Genomic DNA, 24,807 nt, shown 5'->3' on the forward strand with positions numbered 1-24,807 from the left:
TTCTAGAGGCAATAATTATTTATTGTCTGCTAATCCATCAAGATAACGTTCTGCATCTAATGCCGCCATACAGCCAGTTCCAGCGGAAGTAATTGCCTGACGATAAATATGATCCATTACATCACCTGCGGCAAAAATACCTTCAACAGAGGTTTGAGTTGCATTACCATTAGTGCCGGATTGCACTTTGATGTAGCCATTATTTAATACTAATTGACCTTCAAAAATCCCCGTGTTAGGGCTATGACCAATAGCAATAAATGCGCCCATTACAGCGACATCTTCAGTTTTACCTGTTTTTGTGCAACGTAAACGAACGCCAGTTACGCCCATATCGTCACCAAGAACTTCATCTAAGGTATTGTCAGTGTGCAGAACAATATTACCGTTTTCGACTTTATCCATTAGGCGATTGATTAGGATTTTTTCAGCTCTAAAGCTATCACGGCGGTGAATGAGATGAACTTCTGAGGCAATGTTGGACAGGTATAATGCTTCTTCAACCGCCGTATTCCCTCCACCAACAACAGCAACTTTTTGATTGCGATAGAAGAATCCATCACAAGTTGCACAAGCTGAAACCCCACGACCTTTAAAGGCTTCTTCGGAAGGTAAACCGATGTAACGGGCTGATGCGCCTGTCGCGATAATCAATGCGTCACAAGTGTATTCGGTGTCATCGCCAAAAAGACGGAAAGGGCGTTGCTGAAAATCAACTTTAGTAATATGGTCATTGATGATTTCAGTTTCGAATTTTTCAGCATGAGCCTGCATGCGTTCCATGAGTCCTGGGCCAGTTAAGCCCTCAGGATCACCCGGCCAGTTTTCAACTTCAGTGGTTGTAGTTAATTGACCGCCTTTTTCCACCCCAGTAATCAGTGCAGGGTGTAAATTTGCGCGAGCGGCGTAAACCGCCGCGGTATAACCAGCAGGACCTGAACCTAAAATGATTAACTTGCGATGTGTGGTTGTGCTCATGAATTCCTCGTTTAGTCTCAAAAAAGCATATTCACGATTGTAGGAGAAATAGGGGGTTAACAAAAGTGATTTAACCAACCATTCATTGGAGTAGTGCAAATTTTTCTGATAGGCAATACCAATTAAGAGTTAAAAAATGAAAGGGAAAGTGCTCTAATCACGAAGTGATATTTTTAGGAATTATCCTGAATTGTGTCCGCGAAACGTTTTACTGGAAAAAAAACCGAAATCTTGTACTGATTTTTATTCATTTACTTTGACAATCGGCTGCGCATTTGCGAAAACATCTATCTAAGAGTTAATTATCTAGCAGGTCAATGGAAATGGCGCATTTTTGTTCTTACTGGAAAATTAACTTTACGTCATTCATTAACCTAAATAATGGTGATGATTGTGAACAAGGCTTCAGTTCACGGGAACTTCAGTATTACGAATAAAATAGGCCCACAGATGAATACTAACGTAAATTAGTAGGCGATCAGATGGTGCGGTTTTATAGATGTACAAAATAACAATTAGAGAAAGAGAGATAAGAGATGATTGACAATAAAAAGCGTCCTGGCAAAGACCTAGACCGTATTGACAGGAACATACTGAACGAATTACAGAAAGATGGGCGTATCTCTAACGTAGAACTATCTAAGCGTGTTGGTTTATCTCCAACACCCTGTTTAGAGTGTGTCCGTCGTCTTGAAAGACAGGGTTTTATTTCTGGTTACACAGCATTACTAAACCCTCATTACTTAGATGCATCATTACTGGTTTTTGTGGAAATTACGCTTAACCGTGGTGCGCCAGATGTCTTTGAACAATTCAATACGGCAGTTCAAAAACTTGAAGAAATTCAAGAGTGTCACCTTGTATCAGGTGATTTTGACTATCTGTTGAAAACGCGTGTGCCTGATATGTCCGCATATCGTAAATTACTAGGTGAAACCCTGCTACGTCTTCCTGGCGTAAACGACACTCGCACCTATGTAGTTATGGAAGAAGTTAAACAAAGTAACCGTTTAGTGATTAAAACTCGCTAATCTCACTTTGTTCCACCTATTCCTGCACAGCAATCCCTATTGTTGTCACACTGCAGTTTCAACGCTGAGTTTACTCAGCGTTGTTCCGTTTTAGGCTATTCATTTCTGATGAGTTATCCTGCGGATCTCTCTTTCGAACACTATCTAGTCATTTATCGTCTTATACTCAAAAATAGTCAGAAATTTTCATTTCAATTTATTGATTTTAAAGCTATAAACAATTAAGAATTTTGACCTTAAATAGAGTTTGAATCCTCATTCGTAAGATGAAATACTGAATCTTATGGGATCTATGATGTGTTAATTTGCCTTAATCTGCTTAAAGCAGGCACATTAAGAGGATTAGTGGTAGAATAATCATAGAGTAACCCCTTACTCAGTAACAACATTAGCCTGTAAGAACATCAGTCAGTAAAGAAACAATAATGAGCCAAGAATATACCGAAGATAAATATATCAAATTTAAAAAGCTCAGTAGCGGCAGACGGCTATTAGAGGTCATTTTGCTGGCTATCTGTCTTAGCGCTATCTTTTTAATGGTGGCGTTATTGAGCTTTAGTCCTTCTGACCCTAGCTGGTCCCAAACAACATGGGATGCCCCTGTTAAAAATTTAGGGGGCAGTATCGGCTCGTGGAGCGCCGATATTTTATTTTCTGCTTTTGGCATACTTGCCTTTGCTATTCCGCCGATTTTGCTATTAGGCTGTTGGGCCATTTATCATTATGAGAGCCAGCGCCGTTATATTGATTTCTTCTCATTATCTTTACGCCTTATTGGTGGATTAGCCCTAATCCTGTCATCTTGCGGTTTAGCTGCACTCAATTTCGATGATTTACCTAATTTTGCATCAGGCGGAGTGATAGGTAGTGTATTTAGTAATGCAATCATGCCGTGGTTTAATTCCTTGGGGGCAACGCTAGCATTACTATTTTTATGGGCGATTAGCTTTACTTTATTTACGGGATGGTCATGGTTGACCATCGCTGAAAAATTGGGCGCTGGAATATTACTACCAATTACATTACTCACGAATCGTGCTCGTGGGGATGATTTGGATGAGTATGATTATGATGTAGAAGAAACAGAGGACGCATTACAACGTGCTCAGCAGGCCGAACATCAAGCAAATCATGATGCTCAAAGTATTGATATGGATGATGTCCTATTTTCAGCACCGACTGTTGCTGAATTGGTTCATGACGATATCGAACCACAAGTTGAAAAGCAGCCATTAGCTCAAGATGTACAAGCAGTGACTCCAAGCATCCATCAATCCCAGCCTACATCATTTGTTGTACAGCCGATGGATGATGAACCGTTACCGACTTTCTCTGCAACGGATGAGCCACAAACCTATCATTTTAATGCGCCTGAAGATGAACAATCACAGGTCGATAATCAATATCAGCAACCTGCGGTAAGCCAGAATCAATATGAAGAACGAGCGGCTTATAATGAGATAAAAGAGCCTTCTGTATTTACGCCGCAGGATGAGCTCACTCATTTCAATTCACAACCATATAATCAACAGCCACAAGTGACTCCGACAGCACCTGTTATCGCGAAGCCTGAGGCCTCACAAACGTTCACTCCTTCGTTTACATCGCCTGCGACACCATCTACGCCGGCAGTTGGAATGGAGGTTTCAGATCTGGGCAAACCTTTAGTATCCGAAGTCTCCGACCGAGTTGCTAACTCAGCGGCGTTGGCAGCGGCAGGTATCTCGATTGCAGCAATGGATCGTCATGCGCAAGTTAAGAAAAATATGGAGCCAGAGTTACCGCGTCCAAATCCGGTACGCTTGCCAACTCGTCGCGAATTATATGGTATTCGTATTCCTTCTCTGCGTGATGCTGAATTGCAGCGCCGCCAAGAAGAAGCATCTCAGCGTGAACAAACCTATCAGCAACAGACTTCAGCTGAAGAGCCTGGGAATGAAGAGGTAAAAACGGACGAAGAGTTAGATCAAGAACGATTACTAAGTCTTCAATTTATGGAGCAACAACGTCAGCGTTATGGTGAAATTGATTCTGATGACCATAGCTTAGAGACACCGCCTCATTCAGTACAGGCTGAGCCACAGCCGGAAATACCCCAGGTATATACGTCTTCATATACTCAACCTAACATTGAGCATCGTTGGCCATCTGCATCTGAATCGGATGAGATCACTGTAGCGCCAGCAGCATATAGCCAGCCATCAAATATTCATCACTTTACTGCTCATGTAGATGATGAACCGACATTAGAAAGTGAATACGATGATTTAGAGCCAAAAATTGATTTAAGCTCATCATTTTCAGTTTTAGAAGATTTTTCTCCTGTGGATGATCTCATCGATGATGAGCCTACCACACCGATATTTATGCCATCATTTACTGCACCTCCTGTGTCTATCCCACCAGAAGCACCTGTAAATAATTTTAATGTTGCAAATACTTCTGAACCGGCTCAAACTTTTGCGCAGCCGCAACAGCCGCAACAGCCGCAACAGCCGCAACAGCCGCAACAGCCGCAACAGCCGCAACAGCCGCAACAGCCGCAACAGCCGCAACAGCCACAGCAGGATAGTTTATTCCATCCATTTTTAGTCCGTAACGACCAACCGTTGCCAAAGCCAACGACACCTATGCCTTCCCTCGACTTGCTAGCGAGTCCGCCAGAGCAAGAAGAGCCGGTGGATATGTTCAAGTTGGAGCAAACGGGAAGATTGATTGAAGCACGCTTAAATGACTATCGCGTGAAAGCGGAAGTCGTTGGCTTCTCTCCTGGTCCAGTGATTACCCGTTTTGAGTTAGATTTAGCACCGGGCGTAAAAGCGGCGCGCATCTCAACATTATCGCGAGATCTTGCTCGTTCGTTATCAACCACCGCTGTGCGTGTTGTTGAAGTGATTCCGGGCAAGCCGTATGTTGGTTTAGAACTCCCTAATGAAAAACGCCAAACTGTTTATTTACGCGAAGTCTTAGATTGCGATGATTTTAGAAAGAATCCATCGCCGCTGACTATCGTGTTAGGTAAAGATATTGAAGGCGACCCAGTCGTTGCCGATTTAGCTAAAATGCCTCACTTACTTGTCGCGGGTACAACGGGCTCAGGTAAATCTGTTGGGGTCAACGCCATGATCCTCAGTATTTTGTATAAAGCGAAACCTGAAGATGTGCGCTTTATTATGATCGACCCTAAAATGTTGGAATTATCCATCTATGAAGGTATTCCTCATCTGCTCACTGAGGTCGTAACCGACATGAAAGATGCTGCCAATGCCCTGCGTTGGTGTGTCAACGAAATGGAACGACGCTATAAACTGATGTCCGCACTAGGCGTTCGTAACCTTGCTGGTTATAACGATAAAATCAAAGCAGCGGCAGAGATGAATCGACCAATCCCTGATCCATTCTGGAAGCCGGGCGATAGCATGGATATTGAACATCCAACATTGAAAAAAGAGCCTTACATCGTGGTGATGGTGGATGAATTTGCCGACTTGATGATGACCGCAGGGAAAAAAGTGGAAGAGCTGATTGCGCGTTTAGCACAAAAAGCACGTGCTGCGGGAATTCACCTTGTTTTGGCCACTCAGCGCCCTTCAGTGGACATTATTACGGGGTTAATTAAAGCAAATATTCCAACGCGTATTGCATTCACCGTATCCAGCAAAATTGACTCACGAACCATACTTGACCAAGGTGGCGCGGAATCTCTGCTAGGAATGGGGGATATGCTTTATCTTCCACCGAACTCATCAATTCCAATGCGCGTACACGGTGCGTTTGTTCGTGACCAAGAAGTTCATGCTGTTGTGAATGATTGGAAAGCTCGTGGTAAACCTCAGTATATTGATAGCATCACTTCATGCAGTGACGACAGTGATGGTGCTGGCGGTTATGACAGTGGTGATGAAGAGCTTGATCCACTGTTTGACCAAGCTGTTGAGTTTGTTGTTGAGAAGCAACGGGTATCAATCTCTGGTGTACAGCGTCAGTTCCGTATTGGTTATAACCGTGCTGCTCGTATTGTGGAGCAAATGGAAAACCAAGGAATTGTCAGTGAGCCTGGACATAATGGTAACCGTGAAGTATTAGCTCCTCCATCGATGGGACATTAATAAAGAAATCTCCCAATTGCTGGTTTAATTCAAGGGGTGTATAAAGATACAACGCTTCTTGAGGTATTAATTTAAAGGTCTCTGTTCGATGAAAAAAATGATGTTATTAGGTGCGTTAGCCCTAAGTTTAAACGTAGGCCAAGTATTGGCGGATGCGAGTCAAGACCTTCAGGATCGACTGAGTAAGGTCAATAGTTTCCAAGCCAGTTTTACACAGAAAGTCACCAGTCCTGAAGGCGACTTGATCCAAGAAGGTGTTGGTGACTTGTGGATAGAGCGACCTAATTTATTTAACTGGAATATGACATCGCCAGATGAAAGTGTCTTAGTATCAGATGGTAAAAACTTATGGTTTTATAACCCATTTGTTGAGCAAGTGACGGTCACTAATTTGTCGGATGCGACCCAAGATACGCCATTTTTACTGATTACACGTAACAATCCGCAAGATTGGAAACAGTATTCTATTATCCAGCAGGGTAATAATTTTGATTTAAAACCAAAACAGACTAATGGCACGCTGAAAAGCTTCTCTATTACAGTTAACCCACAAGGTACCATTGAGAAGTTTGCGGCAGTTGAGCAAGATGGGCAAACCAGCGCTTATCAATTAAAACAGCAAAAAAATGGTGCTGTTGATCCAAGCAAATTTAAATTTACGGTACCGAAAGGTGTCACATTAGATGACCAGCGTTCTAAGGCTCACTAATGAATAGGCGGTAAAAGGGGACATAGTGGGAAACCTCTCTCTCGATTTTTCACAAAATGAATTCCAACCTCTGGCCGCGCGTATGCGGCCAGAGTCTCTTGAGCAATATATCGGTCAAAAGCATTTACTTGCTCAGGGTAAACCTTTGCCTCGAGCAATTAAGGCCGGTCATTTACACTCAATGATCCTATGGGGACCACCGGGAACCGGTAAAACGACGTTAGCTGAAATTATTGGGCACTATGCACAAGCTGATATTGAACGCCTTTCAGCGGTCACGTCAGGCATAAAAGAGATCCGAGAGTCCATTGAGAAAGCACGCCAAAATCTCAGTGCAGGGCGCAGAACTATTTTGTTTGTGGATGAGGTTCACCGCTTTAATAAAAGCCAGCAAGATGCATTTTTACCACATATTGAAGATGGCACGATTACCTTTATCGGTGCGACGACAGAAAACCCCTCTTTTGAACTCAATTCAGCATTGCTATCGCGTGCGCGAGTTTATTTATTGAAATCATTGGATGAGAGTGAAATTGAAGATGTTTTACTTCAAGCATTGAGTGATAGCACCCGTGGATTAGGTGGGCAAAACATTATCCTACCTGATAGCACCCGAAAAATGATTGCTCAGTTAGTCAATGGTGATGCTCGGCGCTCGTTAAATCTGCTGGAAATGATGGCGGACATGGCTGAAGCTGATAGCCAAGGTCAGCGAGTTTTAACCTCTGATTTACTCAAAGAGGTTAGCGGTGAGCGGGCAGTACGTTTCGATAATAAAGGCGATCGCTATTACGATTTAATATCGGCGCTTCATAAATCGGTGCGAGGCTCTGCCCCAGATGCTGCGCTGTATTGGTATGCAAGAATTATTACCGCAGGTGGTGATCCTTTGTATGTGGCGCGTCGTTTATTAGCCATTGCCTCTGAAGATGTTGGTAATGCAGATCCGCGAGCCATGCAGGTCGCGATTTCCGCATGGGACTGTTTTACTCGAGTAGGTCCTGCAGAAGGTGAGAGGGCGATTGCTCAAGCAATAGTCTATTTAGCTTGTGCACCGAAAAGTAATGCCGTCTATACCGCGTATAAAGCGGCAATCAAAGATGCTCAGATGCAACCTGATTATGATGTCCCTGAACATTTAAGAAATGCGCCAACAAAACTGATGAAAGAATTAGGTGTGGGGAAAGAGTATCGCTATGCTCACGATGAAGCTAATGCTTATGCTGCCGGTGAAAACTATTTCCCAGAGCCGATGAAGACGACCCGCTATTACTATCCGACTTCTCGCGGATTAGAAACTAAAATTGCCGAAAAACTCGACTGGTTAGCCCAACAGGATCAAATTAGCGTAACAAAACGCTATCGCTAAACTGGGCAATGGGGTAAGGTTATAAAGCAAAAATAATTTATATATAATGCCGGAGCGCATTATATCAGGTCCCATTATTTACTAACAAAATCACAGGATAAGCATGCTCGATCCAAATTTACTGCGTACGGAGCTAGACGCGGTTGCTACAAAACTGGCTCGCAGGGGTTTTACCCTTGATGTGGAAAAGCTGCGTGAATTAGAAGAGCGCCGCAAAGTTTTACAAGTTGAAACTGAAACCCTGCAAGCAGACCGTAACTCGCGATCGAAAACGATTGGTGCTGCCAAAGCGCGTGGTGAAGATATTGAGCCATTACGCTTGGAAGTGAACCAATTAGGCGAAAAATTGGATACTGCTAAAGCAGAGTTAGAGAAGCTTCAACAAGAAATCCGTGATATTGCATTGAGTATCCCGAATATTCCTGATGATCAGGTTCCAGACGGTAAAGACGATTCTGACAACGTAGAAGTTGCGCGTTGGGGTGAGCCTCGTCAATACGATTTCGAAGTAAAAGATCACGTTAGTTTAGGTGAATTAGCAGGTGGTTTAGACTTCCCTGCGGCGGTGAAACTAACAGGTGCTCGCTTTGTTGTAATGAAAGGTCAAATTGCGCGTATGCATCGTGCATTGGCTCAATTTATGCTGGATTTACACACTGAAAAGCATGGTTACCAAGAGCTGTATGTTCCTTATTTAGTGAACCACGATACACTATATGGGACAGGCCAATTACCTAAATTTGGTGAAGACTTATTCCACACTAAACCATTGGAAGAAGAAGCGGATAGTAGCACTTATGCGCTGATCCCAACGGCAGAAGTTCCAGTGACTAACTTGGTTCGTGACGAAATTTTAGATGAAGATGCTCTTCCACTGAAAATGACGGCACATACACCATGTTTCCGTTCTGAAGCCGGTTCTTACGGTCGTGATACTCGTGGTCTGATCCGTATGCACCAATTTGATAAAGTCGAATTAGTGCAGATTGTGCACCCAGAAAAATCAATGGAAGCACTGGAAGAATTAACGGGTCATGCAGAAAAAGTTCTGCAATTACTGGAACTACCATACCGTAAAGTGATCCTGTGCACCGGTGACATCGGGTTTGGTTCACGCAAAACCTATGATTTAGAAGTTTGGTTACCTGCACAAAATACATACCGTGAAATCTCTTCTTGCTCAAATATGTGGGACTTCCAAGCTCGCCGTATGCAAGCGCGTTTCCGTGGTAAGAGTGACAAGAAAACCCAACTGGTTCATACATTGAATGGTTCTGGTTTAGCGGTAGGCCGTACTTTAGTCGCGGTGCTGGAAAACTACCAGCAAGCAGATGGTCGTATTCAAGTGCCAGAAGTATTACGTCCATATATGAATGGATTAGAGTATATCGGTTAACCGATATAAGCTCTTTATTGAAAGCCGTCCCTGTTCGCAGTGGCGGCTTTTTTGTATTAAAGCTACTGAAAAATAGCAATAAAAAAGCGGGAAAGTTAATTTCCCGCTCATCGTACATGATTCTCGATTGTGGAGCCAATACTTTGAATGTATCTAGGTATCAGATTATATCTTACTGGATCAGCGAGTTTGTTTGAGACTGTTTTGCTTCAGAGAAGAACAGACTACGATACGAGCTGTAGTAAGTTGCGTACATAATTGGCATTGAGATTAATAAGCCTAAGCCGAATGGGATCACTGAGACAATGATTAAAATTGCCATGATGATAAAGAATAAAATTCCCGGTAACAGGTTTTTCTTCACCGCTTGCAGGCTAGCAGAAATAGCAGCCCCCACTTTAAAGTCATGGTTCATGACCAATGCAGGAGCAAACCAGGTTAATGCCGTACCGACCAAACCCGCAATTGCCATGATAATTGTTGCGAACATAATAGAGCCACTAGAGGCTAAAATTGCGGCATCAGATGCGCCACCGTATTGATTAGCTTGCATTGCTAAATTAAATAGCGCAGAGCCTGCGACTAAGAATGCCAGTATCATACCCACTAGATTAGCAGCAAAGTTAACCGCACCTACTGCGAATAGAGCGCCGAATTTCTGCTGAAAGCCTGCAAATAGCAGACCTAGCTCAGCTTGTCCGGTTTTACGTTGGTTTTCACAGATAGCAATAATTCCGCCAACGAAGATTGGAGTAATAAACGTGAGCAGTAAATTCACGAATGGGATCATTGAAATAACAATAATAATGGCAAATAGCACAATATTAATCAGGATCCACATACCTAATTTTTCTTTAATCAGAGACCATGCTTGACTGATCCAATTAACACCATCACCTGCATCTACCGAACGAGGTTCTGGGTTAAATATGAGGTTATCAGAAGGAGTTTGTGCATTCATTGGCGGGGTAGTGTTATTTTCCGCACTAAAGTTTTCATTATTCATGGTAGAAATAAACCTATTTGTAGTGATGAGTTAGCAATATTTTATTATAGATAAGTATTGGAATTATGTTTGTAGTAACCAACCTTATACCCTGCATTATGCATAGAAACATATTTATATTAAAGCAGACTATTCTGGTTAAGTATCATTAAGTTATTTGATTCAATTTTAAGATAATCAAAACTGTGAGGGAATTTATAAAGCTAAATAGGATTAGCATTGAATAAATTTCTATTTTTTAGAATAGGTGCAATATATTGCGGGTAATAAAAGGCCCTATTTTAAATAGGGCCTTTTTATCATCAATAAATAACTTTTTTACCGTAGCTTTCTAGAATATTTTTCACACGTTCCATGACGTCTTTTGACGGTGGCTTTACACCATCAAGTTTATATTCTTCACCCATGGTTTCCCATTTATGCTTACCCAGCTCATGGTAAGGTAGAAGCTCAATTTTTTCAATATTATTCATATCTTTAACGAATTCACCTAGCATATGAACAGAGTGGTCATCATCGCTCCAGCCTGGAACAACCACATAACGGATCCACGTTTTTTGGTTACGTTTGGCAAGGTAACGTGCAAATTCTAAGGTACGATGATTAGAAACACCAACCAGTTTTTGGTGAATTTCGTCATCCAGCTGTTTCAGATCTAACATGACTAAATCGGTGACTTCCATCAATTCATCAATCACGGGATCATAACGACGTACAAATCCGTTAGTATCTAAACAGGTATGGATATTCTCTTTCTGGCAAGCACGGAACCAATCACGCACAAATTCTGCCTGTAAAATGGCTTCACCACCAGATGCAGTAACACCGCCACCAGTTGCATTCATAAAATGGCGATAAGTGACCGCTTCCTTCATTAATTCATCAACGGTGACCATCTTACCGGTATGAGTATCCCAAGTATCGCGATTATGGCAATACAAGCAACGCATTAAGCAGCCTTGAAAAAAGACAATAAAGCGAATTCCCGGGCCATCGACGGTACCACAGGATTCAAAAGAGTGAATTCGCCCAAATGTTGCCGGTGGCGAAGTTGTTGAAATTTCAGTCATTGGTATGATTTGTTCGGTTGACATAGCAGGTACTCCAAAATATCCATCATACTTTCAGCTGTAGGAGACATTGAGTTACTTGGGTATATACTTCAGTATATTAACCCCCGATATCTTCACTTGCCGATTATCTACGACTTACGTTATTTAGGATATAACCCATTAATTGCTGGGCTATAGTTTCTTATTAACTAAGCTAGAAAGGCCCCAAATGGAGGGGCCTCTAATTTATTTTACTTTATAGTCTTAGCTAATTATTACAGAGTACTAGTGAAAGTACGAGTAATAACGTCTTGTTGCTGTTCTTTAGTCAGAGAGTTAAAGCGCACTGCATAACCAGATACACGGATGGTCAGCTGTGGATATTTCTCTGGGTTTTCCATTGCATCTAGCAGCATTTCACGGTTCATAACGTTCACGTTCAGGTGCTGACCGCCTTCGATAGAAGACTCGTGGTGGAAGTAACCATCCATCAGACCTGCTAAGTTAGTTTTACGAACTTCATCATCTTTACCTAATGCATTTGGCACGATAGAGAAGGTATAAGAAATACCATCTTTCGCGTAAGCAAATGGCAGTTTAGCGACTGAAGTTAGTGATGCAACAGCACCTTTCTGGTCACGACCGTGCATTGGGTTTGCACCTGGTCCGAATGGTGCGCCTGCACGACGACCATCTGGAGTGTTACCTGTTTTCTTACCATACACAACGTTAGAAGTGATGGTCAGAACTGACTGAGTCGGAACCGCGTTACGGTAAGTAGGCAGTTTCTGAATTTTCTTCATGAAACGTTCTACTAAGTCACAAGCGATATCATCAACGCGTGGGTCGTTGTTACCGAATTGTGGGTATTCACCTTCGATTTCGAAGTCGATAGCGATACCATCTTCGTCACGAATAGGTTTAACTTTCGCGTATTTGATTGCAGACAGTGAGTCAGCAGCAACAGATAGACCCGCGATACCACATGCCATTGTACGATAAACATCACGGTCATGCAGAGCCATCAATGCAGCTTCATAGCTGTATTTGTCATGCATGAAGTGGATGCAGTTCAGTGCCGTGACATACTGAGTCGCTAACCAGTCCATGAATTGGTCCATACGATTCATCACTGTATCGAAGTCGAGAACTTCGTCCAGGATTGGTGCATGTTTAGGACCAACTTGCATTTTCAGTTTTTCATCAATACCACCATTGATGGTATACAGCATGGTTTTCGCTAAGTTAGCGCGAGCACCGAAGAACTGCATTTGTTTACCAACAATCATTGGGCTTACACAACAAGCGATAGCATAGTCATCGTTGTTGAAGTCTGGACGCATTAAGTCATCATTTTCATACTGCACAGAAGACGTATCGATAGAAACTTTTGCTGCGAACTTTTTAAAGTTCATTGGCAGTTTTTCTGACCACAGGATAGTCATGTTAGGCTCTGGAGATGGGCCCATGGTATACAGTGTGTTCAGGAAACGGAACGTATTTTTAGTTACCAGAGTACGGCCATCAAGACCCATACCTGCCAGTGATTCAGTTGCCCAAATTGGGTCGCCAGAGAACAGCTCATCGTATTCTGGAGTACGTAAGAAACGTACCATACGCAGTTTCATGACTAAGTGGTCAATCAGCTCTTGCGCTTGTTCTTCAGTCAGTTTGCCTTCTTCCATATCACGTTGGATGTATACGTCTAAGAACGTAGATACACGACCAAATGACATTGCAGCACCGTTTTGAGATTTAACAGCAGCTAAATAACCGAAGTAAGTCCACTGAACGGCTTCTTGAGCGTTGGTTGCAGGACCAGAGATATCGTAGCCGTATTTAGCAGCCATCTCTTTAATTTGACCCAGAGCGCGGTGCTGTTCAGCAATCTCTTCGCGCAGTTGGATGGTCATTTGCAGGTCTTCACCTTTCTCTAATCTTTCTTGCAGAGAAGTGAATTGGTTGAATTTGTCTTTCATCAGGAAATCAATACCGTACAGTGCAACACGACGGTAGTCACCGATGATACGACCACGGCCATAGGCATCCGGTAAACCCGTTAAGATACCTGATTTACGGCATTTTAAGATGTCTGGAGTATAAACATCAAAAACACCTTGGTTATGGGTTTTACGGTAGTCTGTGAAGATTTTTTTCAGACTTGGATCTAAAGCACGATCGTAAGCTTTACATGAACTTTCAACCATTTTGATACCACCGAACGGGATAAGACCACGTTTCAGAGGCGCATCAGTTTGTAAACCAACAACCGTTTCTAATTCTTTGCTAATGTAACCAGCATCATGGGAAGTGATGGTAGAAGCCACATCTGTGTCAAAATCAACAGGCGCATGAGTGCGGTTTTCGATTTTGATCCCTTCCATGACTTTTTCCCACAGCTTATCAGTCGCTGGAGTAGAGCCTGCTAAGAAAGATTCATCACCTTCATATGGAGTGTAGTTTTTTTGGATAAAGTCACGGACGTTGACGTTATTCTGCCAGTCACCGTGGTTAAAACCTTGCCATGCTAAAGCGAATTTTTCATTTAATTCGGACATGATACTTTTACCTTTTAACAATGGATCTTTGAGGGATCTTAATAAATCTTTGTGTACTTGTAATCGCGATAGCCATTAATCAAGAGAGATTAATGCTGATCACTACTACGTAGATGCATTAACCAGTAAATCAGGCCGACTAACACTGCGCCGCCAATAATATTTCCGATAGTTACTGGTATTAAATTTTCGGTAATAAAGTTCCCAACAGTTAAGTTAGAAAATTGTTCTGGTGCCATGTTGATATTTGACCAAAATTCAACAGGGGCGAATTCTTTAATCATGATAGCTAGAGGGATCATAAACATATTTGCAATGCTATGTTCAAAGCCGCTAGCGACAAACATTGCGATTGGCAGAATCAATACTACCAGTTTGTCAGTTAAGCTACGACCTGCATAACTCATCCAAACGGCTAGGCATACCATCAGGTTAGCTAAGATACCTAAAAACACAGCCTCAACAAAGGTATGGTGCAATTTATAGTTAGCTGTTTGTAGAACATTTAGACCCCACTGACCGTTTGCAGCAGCGTATTGTCCAGCAAACCAAATAATGAAAACAAAAAATAACGCACCGATTAAGTTACCTATATAGACGTTAAACCAGTTTAGGAACATTTTTCCCCAAGTGATTTTGCCCGTTGCTTTAGATACGATGGTAAGAACAGTGGATGTAAATAAGTCAGCACCGCATACAACAACTAACATTAATCCAAGGGAGAAGCAGATACCGCCAATCAGTTTAGTGAAACCGTAAGGAGCACTTGCTGCACCTGTTGTTGCAGTGATATAGAAAACGAAAGCGATAGAGATAAAGATACCAGCAGTGAATGCTGACAAGTAGGTAATAGCTGGGTGTTTGTTCGTTTTATAAACACCTACATCATCAGCAACTTGCGCCATGACAGCAGGAGATAATAAATTAAAAGGGTTGTCAGCTTTCATACTAACACTCTCTTACAAAGTTGATTAATTATAGCACGCAATTATAGTAACAAACGGGCGTTCTGATAAATTTGATGTGGATCATGAAGTGTTAAGAGAATGGGGTTTGAATAGCTCAAAAAACGTCAAAAATCGATTTAACCGATTGATTTTAATGATAAAAATATTTTTTAAGTTTTATAAAATTTTTTTATAGGGAGCGGCTAAACACGTTTAATAAGTAAATTTATACAGAGGAATGTTAATTAATTTCGATAATTATTATGTGATTGAAATCAAATATTACTTAAGTAAAGATAAAGGCCCGAAGGCCAATATCGTATTTAGATATTTATGCGTTAGCTCGTTTTGCTTTTTGCAGCTTTTCATAAGCAGCTAATAGCCCTTGATGAGCCGGTAAAGCTTTTAAATTTTCATCAATTGACCATAGGCCGTAAAAACAAGATTCACCTGCAATCGCTGCTGATGCCGCATCGACCGCTTCTTGGCCATACATGCGAACAAAAGCATTGTAATATTGCGCAGGATCTCTATCTTCTTCTAGGGAAAGTTGCAGTAGTGTTTGTAGGCAACGGTAATAGTTGGCTCGTTCAGGTGTAAATGCCGAACCATTAAAGTCTTGAGTCCACTCAACCCACGCAAGAGCTTGCTCAAGATCACCACCAGCTAGTGCTAACATCGATTTTAATTCACCAATGCGCAGATTGCTCCAGCCATTATCTTTACCTACAGCCAAACCTAGCAATTCGCGTACACGGGTGAAGTCATCTAATCCATCATCATCTAATTGCTCAATCAGGGCCAGATAATCGGCTTTTTCCCATGTGCTATCAGGTAAGCTCATGATGGTGTCGCGTAAATAAGCCCCCATGGCATTGTTGGCAATGTGCAGGTCTTCAACAGGATAAATATCAGACATTCCCGGCACTAAAATACGACAAGCATAGACACCCAGATGATTGTAGTCAGCAATATATACTTCAGCATCTAGCTTATTGAAAATACTAATCAGAGTTGCAAACTCTTCAGTTGTAGAGCCTTTAAAACTCCAGTCCACGAATGGATAATCAGCATCATCTTTGAATAGATCCCAGCTAACTAAACCGCTTGAATCAATGAAGTGAGTTTCTAAGTTAGTATGTTCTGCCACTTCTTCATCATCGAAAGTCGGTGCGTTGAAGACATCTAAATCTTTCAGGCCACGACCTTGCAGTAATTCAGTGACTGTTCGTTCTAATGCCACACCAAAGTCAGGGTGAGCGCCAAAGGAAGCGAAGCAGGTTCCGTTTTGTGGGTTAAATAGAACCACACAAATTACTGGAAATTGCCCACCCAGAGAGGCATCGTAACAAAAAATTGGGAAGCCTTCTTTTTCCAGTGTATTGATAGCTTCAACAACGCCAGGATAACGAGACATTACGTCATCAGGAATAGTTGGTAGGCTAATACTTTCAGCAATTATTTTGTTTTTTACGAAACGTTCAAAGACTTCAGATAGCCCTTGAACACGAGCTTCATTCGCCGTGTTTCCCGCAGACATACCATTAGAAACATACAGATTACCGACAATATTCATTGGTATATACACAGTGCTATTATCAGATTGACGAGTAAATGGTAAAGCGCAGATGCCGCGCTCTTCATTACCCGATTGTAAGTCTATTAATTGACTTGCAGCGAGCTCGTTATCGGGATCGTAAAATTTGACTAGACGTTCATCTAACAGGCCTTGTGGTAGGCTGTCATCTTCAGGCAGTGGGAACCATTTCTCATCAGGGTAATGAACAAAATCACCTTCAGCAATGGATTTACCTAAATAAAAATCTGCAAAGAAATAGTTTGTGGATAAACGCTCAAAATATTCACCTAATGCTGAGGCTAATGCCGCTTTTTTGCTAGCACCTTTACCGTTGGTGAAACATAGCGCACACTCTTTATCTCGAATATGAACCGACCAAACATTTGGCACAGGATTTAGCCAAGAGGCTTCTTCTATATCAAAACCTAATTTTTGTAGCTTAGTTTGGAATGCATTAATGGAGTCTTCGAGAGCGGCATCTTTGCCGGGAATAAATGTTTGGCTCATTGTCAGTCACTTGTAAATGGCATGTTTCAGATATTGACTATGATACGGGCTTTTCCTTTACTGCTCACGCTTTTTATTCAAGACAATGTCATAGTGGAAAATTAAAATTTATTAAAATGACAAAGTAGGTCACAACACTCTGAGATTAAATCCACATAATAACGTGAGTTTATTTAAATTAGAAAATGGCTATTTATTGAGTTAAAGGAAAATAGGATGAAAAACAGAAATAAAGCTCTACTAGCGACACTGGTTTCACTGTTTGCCGTATCTGCATTTGCACAGCCTAATATCACTGTATTGGCAACGGGAGGAACAATTGCTGGTGGTGGAGAATCGGCGACGGGGTCAAGCTACCAAGCGGGTAAAGTTGGGATTGATTCGTTGTTAAACGCAGTTCCTGAGACCAAAAAAATTGCAAATCTGAGTGGTGAGCAGTTAGTTAATATTGGCTCTCAAGACATGAATGACCAAGTTTGGTTGACCTTAGCTAAAAAAATTAACCAAGATTGTAATAAAACTGATGGATTTGTGATCACTCATGGTACTGATACCATGGAAGAAACTGCATTTTTCCTTGACTTAACTACATCCTGTAAAAAACCGATTGTGATGGTGGGGGCAATGCGACCTTCTACTGCATTAGGGGCTGATGGCCCTCTTAACCTGTATAACGCGGTTATTTTAGCATCAGACAAGTCAGCTGGAGATCGTGGCGTATTGATGGCAATGAACGACAAAGTGATCCAAGGTCGCAATGTCATGAAAATGAGCACCACGGAAGTTCAAGCGTTCGATGCAGTCAATGGTGGTGCGGAAGGGTTTATTCATGATGGAAAAGTAACCTACTATCAAGCGGCTCAACCTCGTAGTGATAAAGCCGCTTTTGATGTGAGTAAGTTAGAGAAATTGCCTGCGGTCGGTATTGTTTATAATTATGCCAATGCTTCAGCTGCTCCAGTTAAAGCATTACGTGAAGAAGGTGTGCAGGGGATCGTGAGTGCTGGTGTAGGTAACGGAAATATGTATAAAACTATTTTCGATTCTTTAGCCAATGCTGCTAAAGACGATATTGTTGTGGTGCGCTCAAGCCGAGTACCAACTGGCTATACAACGCGTAATGCAGAAGTTGATGATAATTTATATGGTTTTGTCGCATCAGAAAGATTAAGTCCACAAAAAGCACGAGTTTTACTTCAGTTAGCCTTAACTCAAACTAAAGATCCGAAAAAAATCCAGGAAATGTTTGAGCAATACTAATTTGTCTTAAAGTAAAGGCGACATCAATGTCGCCTTTACTTCATTAATATGAATGCGTTTCTATTAAGTAAGCATATTTTATCGAAATTAGAGTGAACCAACATCTGGCGTTAGGTTTTGAAGGTGTTCATCCAATTTTAATTTTTCTTTAAATACGGTGATATTATCGTTAGTTTTGGTGGCTGATTTTACTTCTGCATGACCGGAGAATACTCCCCCTTTTTTAATCGATAGACTCGAATAACGGATGGTTCCGTATATTTCACCATTAGTATCTATATTAATGGTTTCGGACAGGCACTCACCTTCAACTTTGCCATTAACTAATAATTCACTGCTAGTTATATTGCCGGTAACATGGCCGTTTTGCATAATTTTAACTGTGTTATTTTTACCTACGATATTGCCAATTACTTTTCCATAAATATGGACTTGTTCATTGGAGGTAATATTTCCTTCAAAAATAACATCGCGAGCAATAACGGTATTGGTTTTGTCTTCACTAATCACTGGCGTTGATGCTAATGATTTTTCCTCTATTACTTGGGATGTGATTTCTTCTCTATTGATAGTAGGGGTGGGTTCTGACTTACTTTGCTTTTTGTTGAACATGTGGCTAACCTTTTTATGATTGAAATATAAAGCTAAACAGATGATTGAAGATATGAACGCAATGATGGCAACCGTTGAATATCTAAAAAACCACGCTATCAAAGTAAGAAGCCAGAAGAAAAAACCAGTATTAAGAAATAGATATGTTTTTTTCATTCCATAATCTCTTACACATTAATTTGATAATAAGTTTAAATTAAAATAGTACAGAACAATTTAAAGAATAGAAGATAATTTCAGTTTTATCTGAGGAAATTAAGTTGTTTATTTTTTATAAATAGCCGCAGATACACAAATTTAGAATGAAAAGGAGAAGTTTATTGGCAGATATAAGTGAAAATACCCATTAATAAACATTAGATGGGTATTTTAATATTAAAGTGCTTATTGCAGTAATGAGCAGCTTTATTAGAAATTATTAATCACGAAGTGACTATTTTTCTTCGTGAGCATCCGCATTATCACGGCAGTCACCTTCAGCGCAGTGACCGTATAGATATAAACTGTGATTAGACAGTTTGATTCCGTGACGTGTTGCAATGTCTCTTTGGCGTGACTCAATCGACTCATCTGTAAACTCAATCACTTTACCACAATCTAAGCAGATTAAATGGTCATGGTGATGTTGTTGGGTCAATTCGAATACAGATTTGCCACCTTCGAAGTTATGACGAGTTACAATGCCTGCATCATCAAACTGATTTAATACGCGGTATACCGTCGCTAAACCAATTTCTTCACCGATATCGATCAGCTTTTTATAGAGATCTTCCGCGCTGACGTGATGGCACTCAGGCTCCTGAAGTACTTCCAAAATCTTCAATCTCGGAAGAGTGACTTTGAGTCCTGCATTTTTCAATGCTTTATTATTATCTGTCATGCGGGTTTGTCCTGTATCTTAAATCATAAATTTAACAATAATGAGACATTTTTAACAAAAATCCAGTTGTCTTCTAAACTGATTTACAATTATAGGCATGGAAAATAAAAATAGAAACCATGCATTGTCTCATTATTTTGATGATGTTCAAAAAGCGTGTCCATAATAGGATATCTAATCGACATCTTATCTGCTGGATCACGCTTTTAATTGGCAACTAATGTCATTCTTAACCAAGAATTTCAGCCAGAGACATTTCTTCAGAGATTTGTTTTACCCACGCGTCTACACGTTCTTCCGTTAACTCAGGTTGACGGTCTTCATCAATGGCTAAACCAATAAAGTGATTGTCGTCTGCCATTCCTTTAGAAGCCTCAAAATGGTAACCTTCCGTTGACCAATGGCCAACGATCACGGCACCGCGAGGTTCGATAATGTCACGGATAGTGCCCATCGCATCGCAGAAATATTCAGCGTAGTCTTCTTGATCTCCACAACCAAACAATGCAACTAGCTTGCCATTAAAGTCAATTTCTTCCAGAGTTGGGAAGAAATCATCCCAGTCACATTGTGCTTCACCATAGTACCAAGTTGGGATGCCAAGCAGTAGAATGTCAAAAGCTTCAATATCTTCTTTTGTGCATTTAGCGATATCGTGGACTTCTGCTACGTCTTTGCCTAATCTTTCTTGGATCATTTTGGCAATATTTTCTGTGTTACCTGTGTCACTTCCGAAGAAAATGCCTATAACTGCCATAAAGTGATTAACCTCTTGTTTTTCTAGCGGACGGAAAAATTTTCTGTTATCGCTAAAACTAAAATAGAACGAAAATAGGTACAATTTACGCCTTATTTTGGCGAAAAACCCGGTGTAAGTCTGTCAAATTTGTGTGATTTATTCAGATGAAGCTAGCGGTTAACTATTTCACTAACCTGCTCAAGTTGAGCCATTAAAATTTCTTCAATTAACTCACTACGGCTTATGTTTTTCTCTTCAGCTAACTGATTTAAGACCGCGACAGCTTCTTCATTTAATTTTAACTCAACGCGACGTAATCCTTTGACTTTATCTCGTCTTAGTTGATTTCGCTTGTTGATTCGTAATTGCTCATCCCGCGATAACGGACTAGTTTTTGGTCGCCCAGGCCTGCGTTCTTCAGCAAACAAATCCAGTGTGGTGCGATCAGTTTGTTCTTTTGCCATATCTACTATTGCTAAAGGAAGGGGTGTGCCAGTAATTCAGCGCGCAATGATACCCTAGCTGAATCCCTAGTGCTATAGGTGTATGCTTAGCTAAGCTATTTAATAGATTAAAAAAAGAACTCTTTTATGAAAAAAGCATCACGAATATCGACTGTGATGCTTTTTTAATCTGATTAGTGGGTTTGCTGCCGCCATAAACTGGCATAAATTCCATTTCGTTTTAGCAGGTTTTGGTGAGTATCTGCTTCTGCAACTTCGCCATCGCGAATGACATAAATTTTATCAGCCCCCATAATAGTATTGAGCCGATGTGCAATACTAATGACTGTTCGCCCTTCAGTTATCATTGGCATATTTGCCATGATGGCAGACTCTGATTCATAATCTAAGGCTGATGTCGCTTCATCGAGGATCAATATATCGGGTTCAGTGAGTAGGGCGCGAGCTAAAGCAATCCGTTGTCGCTGCCCCCCAGATAAATTGAGTCCTTTTTCTGATAAAGGGTAATTAAAATTGTCAGGTAAAGACATAATAAAATCGTAAGCTCCAGCTAATTTTGCCGCTCGAATAATTTGCTCATCACTGGCTTGGGGTAGGCTTAATCGAATATTTTCTGCAATTGTTCCGACAAACAAAGTACTTTCCTGTAATACCACGCTCATTCGTCGACGTAGTGCGACGGTATCTGCGACGGCTAAATCCATACCATCGACAATAACTTGCCCATGCTGTGGAATGTATAACCGCTGTAATAGTTTGGTTAGGGTGCTTTTCCCCGAACCAGAAGGCCCTGTTATCCCAATAAATTCTCCTGCTTTAATTGATAAGCTAAGATTATTTAATACTTCAGGGGTTTCTGGCTGATAACGAAAGCGAATATTTTGAAACTCAATTTGGCCTTGGATGGTAGCTGAGCTGGCAATACCTTTTCGCTCGTTCTCAATGGGTTTATCTAAAATGTCGCCAACTCGGCGTAGTGAAATAATGGTGTGTTGAAAATCCTGCCAAATTTGTGCGAAGCGTAATACAGGTTGAGTCACATGAGCGCTCAGCATATTGTAGGCGACGAGTTCACCTGGCGTGATGTTACCGTTGAGCACTTCTTTAACACCAATCCACAGTAACAGAGCCGTTGTGATTTTACTGACCAATGTCATCAACTGAGTGGCAATTACGCTGCGTATGGATACTTTGAAGTTTTGGGTTAATTGTTTACTGAGTATTTTTTGCCAGCGTTGATAAAAATATTTCTCAGTTGCGGTGGTTTTAATCGTCTCAATACCGCTAATGGATTCCGTTAGAAAAGTTAGTCCGTTTTCATCAGCTTGATAAGATTTCTCGGTTTGTTGGCGAATGACGGGGCCTAAAATCATCCAAAGAATAAAAAAGACACCCATCGAGCCAACTAATAGCCATGTCATTATGCTGCTATAAGAAAAGAGCACGGCAATAAATAAAATGACAAAGATAAAATCAATAAACAGCATGAGAGTTGAGCCTGTTAAAAATTGGCGGATATGGGCTAGCTCTCGAACTCGTGCAATAATTTTTCCCGTAGGTCTTAATGTAAAATAATTTAGTGGTAATGCCATCAGATGGCGATAAATCTTACCTGATAGTTCTGCACTAATTTGGGAACTAGTATGACTAAATATTTTATTTCGAATAAAGCTGTAGATGGGTTCTGCAATAGCAATAGCCAATATTCCTAGAGCGAGTATATGCAGATTTGGTAAGCTGCGCCCGACTAAAACTTTATCAATAAGATTTTGAAATAATAAAGGGCTGATTAAGGCAAATAACTGTACAATTGCAGCTAATATGAAAATATTTTTCAGTTTAAAGCGTTGACGAATAATTGATGGGATAAACCAACCGATTCCAAAAGCTCTTTTTTGTTCCGGCTCAAGTTGCTCTTTAATGAGCAGTACGGGGTATTCTAATTGATTATTATCCTGCCATTGGACTATTTCACTTCCTTGCGCTGACATCACGGTCAATGGCTGGTTTTGAGTTAAAATATGCCATTGCTGATCGATAAAAATCAGTGCCGGCAGTGGGATTTGAGCCAATTGCTGGTAGGTTAGGGAAACTTGCTGAGTTTCATAGCCAATGACTTGAGCACATTCTCTGAGCTCTAAATCAGTCGGTGAAATAGTTTGCATACCAATGGCATGCATTAGTTGTTCTTTAGTCACGTTTTTTTGATAATGATTAGCTATCCACACTAAGGCTTCCAAGCCGTGATTATTTATCGCTTCCATCGATTATTTCTCTCTCATCGCAGTGGATGTATATTCATTAATTGGACTGAGTAAGTAATCAATGATTCGACGTTTATCGGTTTTAATTTCTGCAACAATCGATAAACCGGGGGTTAACTCAATTTGCTTTCCTTCCACCAATAATTGTTTTTTAGTTAAACCAATTTGTGCTAAATAAACTAAGCCTAAGTTCTCATCCAACGTGCTGTCTCTAGAGATAGAAAGTAGCTCACCCTCAATCGTGCCATAACGAGTATATGGAAATGCATCGATTTTAACGTCAGCTTTTAGCCCTTCTTGAATAAAGCCAATATCTTTGTTAAGTATTTTTACTTCAGCTAATTGAACATGGTTATTTGGGACTATTACCATTAATTGTTGGGCGGGTTGTAATACAGCCCCAAGGGTATATGTTGTTATTTGTTGGACTGTTCCATCAACAGGCGCTCGGATCACTTCTAATTGATTCCGTTCTTGATTTTTAATCAATTCTTGTTCCAGTGAGACGAATTTAAATTCAGCTTGCTGTGCTTTTTCATGCCATTCTTGGTATTTTTGTGCTTTAATCCGCTCCAGTTTTTCTTGTAAAGAATGATGCTGACTATCTAATATAGATAGCTCAGATTGTTTGGTGGTTTTTTCTTTCTTAGCGATTAATAACTCGCGCTCTTGTTCTAAGAACTCTTTTTGGCTAATCAGCTGTTTTTGGCTAAGGGAATTATGAGCATTCAACCTTTTCCTAATATTCCCCATTAACGTGTTGATATCTTTGAGTTCTCGTTCTCTAGCGTGATAATTAACACGGTTAAGTTGGAGTTCATTGGTAATTTCATTTAATAAGGTTTCATATTCTTTTTTTATTGTTTGATAACTGAGTTGAGTTCTCTTCTGTTCTGTTAGTGATAGCTGCATATATTGTGGCGTATCTTCAATATGTTGCTGGTGAATCAGCGCATGATGAATTAATTGTTCACTAGCATGAAAATTCTTTTGGTAATGTAAACTTAAAATATCTTGATCAACACCGAGTACTTTGACGCTCAGCAATGGGTCACCTTGTTGAACAAGTTGACCATCTTCTACATGAATTTGTTGTAAGCGGCTTAGTTCAAAAGCTTGGATAGTTTGGGTTCTTCCTGAGACAATTAACTTTCCTTGTGTTGTCGCTTGAATATCCAGCTTTCCAAAATAAGACCAAGCTAATGCAATGAATACGCCCATACTGATAGTAACCGCTAGGGTAAAAGCTAAATAAGAGGGAGGCGTTTTTAAAATTGCCAAATGGGAGGGTAAAAAACTGTTATAACAAGTTTTTGATGATTTTGGTTTCATATTTCACATCCATGT

18 protein-coding genes are annotated in these 24,807 nt (G+C 40.8%); 6 read left to right on the forward strand and 12 right to left on the reverse strand.

The features are described 5' to 3' along the window. Positions 1-15: 15 nt before the first annotated feature. Complete coding sequence (gene trxB, locus PR761_RS04825) at positions 16-978, reverse strand: thioredoxin-disulfide reductase (protein ID WP_006813609.1); 963 nt, start codon at positions 976-978, stop codon at positions 16-18. 536 nt (positions 979-1,514) lie between these two features. Between trxB and lrp the strand changes: the two genes are divergently transcribed. The 5 genes from lrp (at position 1,515) to serS (ending at position 9,592) form a co-directional block, all read left to right on the forward strand. Then, positions 1,515-2,009: a leucine-responsive transcriptional regulator Lrp gene (gene lrp / locus PR761_RS04830; RefSeq protein ID WP_154611022.1), complete on the forward strand. Its 495-nt coding sequence runs from the start codon at positions 1,515-1,517 to the stop codon at positions 2,007-2,009. Between the two features lie 425 nt (positions 2,010-2,434). Beyond that, entirely contained in the window at positions 2,435-6,118 is a 3,684-nt protein-coding gene (locus PR761_RS04835; protein ID WP_272519336.1) for a DNA translocase FtsK 4TM domain-containing protein, read from the forward strand. 88 nt (positions 6,119-6,206) lie between these two features. Then, positions 6,207-6,827, forward strand: coding sequence for an outer membrane lipoprotein chaperone LolA (gene lolA / locus PR761_RS04840; RefSeq protein WP_006813605.1), 621 nt, complete (start codon positions 6,207-6,209; stop codon positions 6,825-6,827). A 25-nt stretch (positions 6,828-6,852) separates the two neighbouring features. After that, positions 6,853-8,196 carry a replication-associated recombination protein A gene (locus PR761_RS04845; RefSeq protein WP_006813604.1) on the forward strand — a complete coding sequence of 448 codons (1,344 nt, stop codon included), beginning with the start codon at positions 6,853-6,855 and terminating at the stop codon, positions 8,194-8,196. Positions 8,197-8,299: 103 nt separating this feature from the next. Further along, the gene (gene serS / locus PR761_RS04850; protein ID WP_006813603.1) at positions 8,300-9,592 is read left to right on the forward strand and encodes a serine--tRNA ligase; all 1,293 of its coding nucleotides are present in this window, start codon (positions 8,300-8,302) and stop codon (positions 9,590-9,592) included. A gap of 172 nt (positions 9,593-9,764) precedes the next feature. Here the strand turns inward: serS and PR761_RS04855 are convergent, their stop codons facing one another. The 5 genes from PR761_RS04855 to ycaO all read right to left on the reverse strand — a co-directional run bounded on the left by PR761_RS04855 (position 9,765) and on the right by ycaO (position 17,241). After that, positions 9,765-10,598 carry a BPSS1780 family membrane protein gene (locus PR761_RS04855; RefSeq protein ID WP_006813602.1) on the reverse strand — a complete coding sequence of 278 codons (834 nt, stop codon included), beginning with the start codon at positions 10,596-10,598 and terminating at the stop codon, positions 9,765-9,767. A 302-nt stretch (positions 10,599-10,900) separates the two neighbouring features. After that, entirely contained in the window at positions 10,901-11,668 is a 768-nt protein-coding gene (pflA, locus tag PR761_RS04860) for a pyruvate formate lyase 1-activating protein (protein WP_050767605.1), read from the reverse strand. A gap of 257 nt (positions 11,669-11,925) precedes the next feature. Next, positions 11,926-14,208 carry a formate C-acetyltransferase gene (gene pflB, locus PR761_RS04865; protein ID WP_006813600.1) on the reverse strand — a complete coding sequence of 761 codons (2,283 nt, stop codon included), beginning with the start codon at positions 14,206-14,208 and terminating at the stop codon, positions 11,926-11,928. An 89-nt stretch (positions 14,209-14,297) separates the two neighbouring features. Then, the gene (focA, locus tag PR761_RS04870) at positions 14,298-15,155 is read right to left on the reverse strand and encodes a formate transporter FocA (protein WP_006813599.1); all 858 of its coding nucleotides are present in this window, start codon (positions 15,153-15,155) and stop codon (positions 14,298-14,300) included. A 331-nt stretch (positions 15,156-15,486) separates the two neighbouring features. Next, positions 15,487-17,241, reverse strand: coding sequence for a 30S ribosomal protein S12 methylthiotransferase accessory factor YcaO (gene ycaO / locus PR761_RS04875; RefSeq protein WP_126436574.1), 1,755 nt, complete (start codon positions 17,239-17,241; stop codon positions 15,487-15,489). A 216-nt stretch (positions 17,242-17,457) separates the two neighbouring features. Here ycaO and ansB point away from each other — a divergent pair, with 216 nt between their 5' ends. Next, on the forward strand, positions 17,458-18,501 hold the full coding sequence (ansB, locus tag PR761_RS04880; RefSeq protein WP_006813597.1) for an L-asparaginase 2: 1,044 nt from the start codon (positions 17,458-17,460) through the stop codon (positions 18,499-18,501). Positions 18,502-18,588: 87 nt separating this feature from the next. On the opposite strand, the gene PR761_RS04885 is transcribed toward ansB, so the two are convergent. The 6 genes from PR761_RS04885 to PR761_RS04910 form a co-directional block, all read right to left on the reverse strand. Next, the gene (locus PR761_RS04885) at positions 18,589-19,269 is read right to left on the reverse strand and encodes a bactofilin family protein (RefSeq protein WP_112836457.1); all 681 of its coding nucleotides are present in this window, start codon (positions 19,267-19,269) and stop codon (positions 18,589-18,591) included. Positions 19,270-19,546: 277 nt separating this feature from the next. Then, the gene (fur, locus tag PR761_RS04890; protein ID WP_006813595.1) at positions 19,547-19,993 is read right to left on the reverse strand and encodes a ferric iron uptake transcriptional regulator; all 447 of its coding nucleotides are present in this window, start codon (positions 19,991-19,993) and stop codon (positions 19,547-19,549) included. A gap of 229 nt (positions 19,994-20,222) precedes the next feature. Further along, complete coding sequence (fldA, locus tag PR761_RS04895) at positions 20,223-20,750, reverse strand: flavodoxin FldA (RefSeq protein WP_006813594.1); 528 nt, start codon at positions 20,748-20,750, stop codon at positions 20,223-20,225. 152 nt (positions 20,751-20,902) lie between these two features. Continuing rightward, positions 20,903-21,196: a LexA regulated protein gene (gene ybfE / locus PR761_RS04900; protein WP_006813593.1), complete on the reverse strand. Its 294-nt coding sequence runs from the start codon at positions 21,194-21,196 to the stop codon at positions 20,903-20,905. 173 nt (positions 21,197-21,369) lie between these two features. Continuing rightward, positions 21,370-23,460, reverse strand: a complete 2,091-nt coding sequence (locus PR761_RS04905; protein WP_006813592.1) for a type I secretion system permease/ATPase — start codon at positions 23,458-23,460, stop codon at positions 21,370-21,372. Between the two features lie 3 nt (positions 23,461-23,463). Next, positions 23,464-24,792 carry an HlyD family type I secretion periplasmic adaptor subunit gene (locus tag PR761_RS04910; RefSeq protein ID WP_039854306.1) on the reverse strand — a complete coding sequence of 443 codons (1,329 nt, stop codon included), beginning with the start codon at positions 24,790-24,792 and terminating at the stop codon, positions 23,464-23,466. Positions 24,793-24,807: the final 15 nt, after the last annotated feature.

This window comes from Providencia sp. PROV210 (assembly GCF_028479445.1).
Lineage (GTDB): Bacteria > Pseudomonadota > Gammaproteobacteria > Enterobacterales > Enterobacteriaceae > Providencia > Providencia rustigianii.